This is a genomic window from Streptomyces sp. NPDC055078, assembly GCF_053607985.1.
Window position 1 is genome coordinate 1 of sequence record NZ_JBSGUP010000773.1, and the last position, 3590, is coordinate 3590.

Here is a 3590-nt window from a genome sequence, read left to right on the forward strand (position 1 = left end):
GTGCTGATGAACCTGCCGCTGGTCGCACTGGTCGAGATGGGCTTCCTCGTCGCCGTCGGCGTCCTGCTGGACACCTTCCTGGTGCGTACGTACCTGGTCACCTCGGCGAGTCTGCTCCTCGGCCGTACGGTCTGGTGGCCCGGCGCGCTCTCCCGCCGCTCCGAATCCGCCGCCTCCCTCGCCTCCCCCGGCTCCCCCGACTCCGCCGACTCCGGCGGACCCGCCGACCCCGCCCCGCCGCACGAGCCGGACCGGGCGTTCGCGAACCGTCCCTGACCGATCAGCGGTCCCGGTGCGCCGCCTCCACTCCGAGGGGCGGCGCTCCGGGGCGCCGTACCGCAGGATGGAACCCGTGCAGCCGCCAACGACAGCCACCAGGCCCCGGATCGGGGAACGCGTCCTGACCTTCGTCAGCCGCGACCCGCTCACCACCCCGAACCGGATGCGCAACGACACCATCACCGCCGCCGCCGTCACCGTCCTCACCGTGATGATGGCCCTCTCCGGCACCGGCAGCGAGAGCAGGGCCCACCCCGACGCCCTGGGCTGGGTGCTCCTCGTCACCGGCGCCACCGCCCTGTGCTGGCGGCGCACCCGCCCCATGCCGGTCATGGCCGTCGTCATGGCCTGTGTGGTGCCGTACCACGCGCTCGACAACCCGCACCACGCGCCCATTCTCATCTCCGGTCTCGCGCTCTACACGGTCGCCGTCACCGCCCGCCCACGGCACATGCTGCTCTTCGCCGGGGGCATGATCTGCCTCACCCTGATGGTGATGTTCCGGGTCAGCACCCAGGAGGGCCTGGACGCCCTGCGCACCACCGGCTGGACGGTCGCCGTCGTCGTCGTCGGCACCGACGTCCGCGTCTACCGCCGCTACATCGCCTCCGTCGTCGCCCGCGCCGAACACGCCGAACGCACCCGGGAGGAGGAGGCCGCCCGCCGCGTCGCCGAGGAACGCCTGCGGATCGCCCGCGACCTCCACGACCTCCTCGCCCACACCATCACCCTCATCGGCGTGCAGACCTCGGTCGCCTCCCATGTCCTCAACACCGACCCCGAACGGCTCGACCGCGCCGCCATCGCCAAGTCCCTGGACGACATAGCCGAGACCTGCCGCACGGCACGCGGCGAACTGCGCAGCACCCTCACCGTCCTGCGCACCGACAACCCCGAGTCGTGCGGCCCGCTGCCCGACCTCGCGGGCATCCCCGATCTCGTACGGGCGGCAAAGGGCGAACTGTCCCTGCGCCCGGGTGACGAGCCGCTGCCCGCCGCCGTGGGAGCCGCCGCGTACCGCATCGTGCAGGAATCGCTGACCAACGCGGTACGCCACGCGGGCCCCGCCGCCCGCATCGAGGTCGCCGTCGAACGCCACGGCCCGTCCCTGAGGGTCATGATTTCCGACGACGGTACGGGCCCGGCGGCCCCGGCGGCCCCGGCGGTCCCGGCGAGCCCCAACGGCGGCAGCGGCAGCGGTGGTGGCGGCGGCTTCGGCATCGTCGGCATGGGGGAACGTGCCCGCAGCGTCGGCGGCACCCTCACCACCGGCCCCCGCGACGGCGGGGGATTCACTGTGACGGCACTCCTGCCGTTCCCGACGGAGGCCCCGGAATGAGCCCGAGCCCGATCCGTGTTCTGCTCGCCGACGACCAACTGCTCGTACGGGCGTCCTTCGCCATGCTCATCGGATCCGCCGGCGACATGGAGGTCGTCGCCCAGGCGGGCAATGGCGCCGAAGCCGTCGAACTGGCCCGCACCGCCCGCGCCGACGTCGTCGTCATGGACCTCCGCATGCCCGTTCTCGACGGTATCGAGGCCACCCGGCTGATCGCCGCCGACGACGATCTCGCGGGCGTCCGGGTCCTCGCCCTCACCACCTACGACACCGACGAATACGTCATCGACGCCCTGCGCGCCGGAGCCTCCGGCTTCCTGGTGAAGGACACTCGCCCGGCGGACCTCCTCACCGCGATCCGTACCGTGGCGGCGGGTGACTCCCTGCTCTCCCCGGGCCCCACCTCCCGCCTCATCGCCAAGGTCCTGAGCGCCCCCCACGCCCCGGCCCCCGGCGCGGGCCCCGAGAACCTCTCCGAACGCGAACGCCAGGTCCTCGCCCTGGTCGCCCGTGGCCTCAACAACACCCAGATCGCCGAGACCCTCGGCCTGTCCCCGCTCACCGCCAAGACCCACGTCAGCCGCATCATGGGCAAACTGGAAGCCCGGGACCGGGCCCAACTCGTCATCGTCGCGTACGAGTCGGGCCTGGTGGTCCCGGGCGAGCGCTGAGCGATTCCGGTGCTGCCTCGTCAGCGGACCGCGTTGATCAGCTCACCGTCCGGGGTGTCGCTGGCCAGTTCCCACAGGTGAGTGCCGCCCAGTTTCTGCCGTTTCGCGTACGCGACCTTCTCCGCGACCGTGTCCGGGGTTTCGTAGCTCCACCAGTCGGTGCCGCAGTGGGCGTACGCCATCCCGGCGATCCGCCCGGTGACCGGGCACACGGACTTCAGCACACGGTAGTGATCGCTGCCGGTGTTCCCGATGCTTCCGTATGCCAAGCCGGCCGCGCTCCCTCCCGGTGCCGACTGGGTGACCCCTCTCCAGCCGTGGCCCTCGAAGGAGATCCCGGGCAGCAGCTTGCGGGCGGGGATGTCCTGCTCCTTGAGCTTCCGGATCGCCGCGTCGACGGTCGCGTACCGGTTCGGAATGCCGGGGTAGGCCCGCAGCGGGGCGTGCGGGGCGGTCGGGCCCTGGCTCTCGTGCCAGCCGTACAGCCGGTAGGTCAACACGTTGAACCAGTCGACGTCCTCGGTCGCGTCCGTGAAGTCGGTCGCGTCGATCCCGCCGCCCGGTGCGGCGTCACCCGGGATGGTCGCCGTGACCAGGTCGCCGCCGAACTCCGCGCGCATCGCGGACATCAGCTCCCCGAACGCGTCGCCGTCACGGTGGGCATACGTCCAGTCGACGTCGATGCCGTCGAAGACATCCCCCCAGCGCGAGTCCTCGACCAGCGCGCGACAGGACCGGGCGAGCCTTCTGGCCTCGGCCCGCGACTCGCCCAGGCCGTGCATCTGGTTCCATCTGGTGAACGACCAGATGACCTTCAGATGCGGGTGGAGCTTCTTGAGCTTCCGCAGTTGATTGACGCTGCCCCACCCCGGTCGCTGCCAGGAGTCGGCGACCCCGTCCACGCTGTCCTCGGCGCTGTAGTACTTGCTGAAGTCGGTGTCCCCGTCCCCGGGAAAGCAGCCCCTGTCCTCGACAATGCCGTGGAAGTACCGGATGTGCGTCAGCTTCGCCGCCGCGCCCGATGTGTGGAGGTTCTTGATGTGCCTGTTGGGGTGGTAGGCACTCCAGTTGGTGAAGGTGCCGACCACCTTGTCCGAGGGCTGGGCGCTGGTGTGCGCGGATGCGGACGCGGTGGATGTGGTGCCGGTGAGCAGGGCCGCGCCGAGTACGGCGGTGCAGGCCGCTGCGATCAGAGCCCGTAATCGGGCCTTCGGACGGTGGTGAGCGGTCATCGGATCTCCTCATGGTGGGAGGACGAACGGGTGACTGTCGACCGTCTGGCGTTGTGCATGGAACATGAA

General features: G+C 71.0%; 4 protein-coding genes. 3 read left to right on the forward strand and 1 reads right to left on the reverse strand.

Annotated elements, in window-relative coordinates:
• The 3 genes from ACWF94_RS36410 to ACWF94_RS36420 form a co-directional block, all read left to right on the forward strand.
• A partial coding sequence (locus ACWF94_RS36410; protein WP_453498835.1) for an MMPL family transporter occupies positions 1-276 on the forward strand: 276 nt, incomplete at its 5' end.
• Positions 277-343: 67 nt separating this feature from the next.
• Positions 344-1618 (forward strand): sensor histidine kinase, encoded by a 1275-nt coding sequence (locus tag ACWF94_RS36415; protein WP_453498838.1) that lies wholly within the window; start codon positions 344-346, stop codon positions 1616-1618.
• Complete coding sequence (locus tag ACWF94_RS36420; protein WP_453498841.1) at positions 1615-2289, forward strand: response regulator transcription factor; 675 nt, start codon at positions 1615-1617, stop codon at positions 2287-2289. Before ACWF94_RS36415 ends, ACWF94_RS36420 begins: the two co-directional genes overlap by 4 nt.
• Positions 2290-2309: 20 nt before the next feature.
• Here ACWF94_RS36420 and ACWF94_RS36425 read toward each other — a convergent pair whose 3' ends face one another.
• Positions 2310-3521: a glycoside hydrolase family 18 protein gene (locus ACWF94_RS36425; protein ID WP_453498844.1), complete on the reverse strand. Its 1212-nt coding sequence runs from the start codon at positions 3519-3521 to the stop codon at positions 2310-2312.
• Positions 3522-3590 lie beyond the last annotated feature (69 nt).